At 42.3% G+C, this 501-nt stretch carries 1 protein-coding gene; it reads right to left on the bottom strand.

Annotation, left to right across the window (positions count from 1 at the left end):
- Positions 1 to 500: UDP-2,3-diacylglucosamine diphosphatase (gene lpxH, locus R8O10_RS27850; RefSeq protein ID WP_318192311.1), on the bottom strand; the 500-nt coding region annotated here is incomplete at its 3' end.
- Position 501 lies beyond the last annotated feature (1 nt).

Raw genomic sequence — 501 nt, 5'->3', positions numbered from 1 at the left:
TTCACGTCCATGATATCTAAAGACTTCATCTGCTTATCGTCGCGAATGTCTGATTGAACTTTAGAGACAATTTTTTTCTTTAAATACCATGGGATGCGTTTAAAGATCCATTGTAACCAAGGTTGATGCACAGTTTTACGAAATTTCTGATATTCCACGTCATCAATACACAGGGTATCGCCGTGTAAAATCACCGCTTTTGTGCCATATAAGTCGATGGTGCAAACGTCATCAAGCAAAGTGATGCCCGTCTCTTTACAAAAGCGTTCGCCCAACAAGAAGTCACGATTGCCTTGAATAAAGAAAACCGGGACACCTTGGTCGGTGAGCGTTTTGAACTCGGTACGAATTTGGTTTGCAAACGGTGTTTTGTCATCATCACCGACCCAAAACTCGAAAAGATCGCCTAATACATAAAGAGCTTCGGCATTTTTGGCTTCCGTACGCATGAATGTAATGAAACATTCTGTGATGTCAGGACGTGACGGCGTAAGGTGCAAG

Source organism: Vibrio sp. 1727, assembly GCF_033344415.1.
GTDB classification, from domain to species: Bacteria; Pseudomonadota; Gammaproteobacteria; order Enterobacterales; family Vibrionaceae; genus Vibrio; species Vibrio alginolyticus.
The sequence above is the reverse complement of the archived record's forward strand: the minus strand, read 5'-3'. Positions and strand labels throughout refer to the sequence as shown.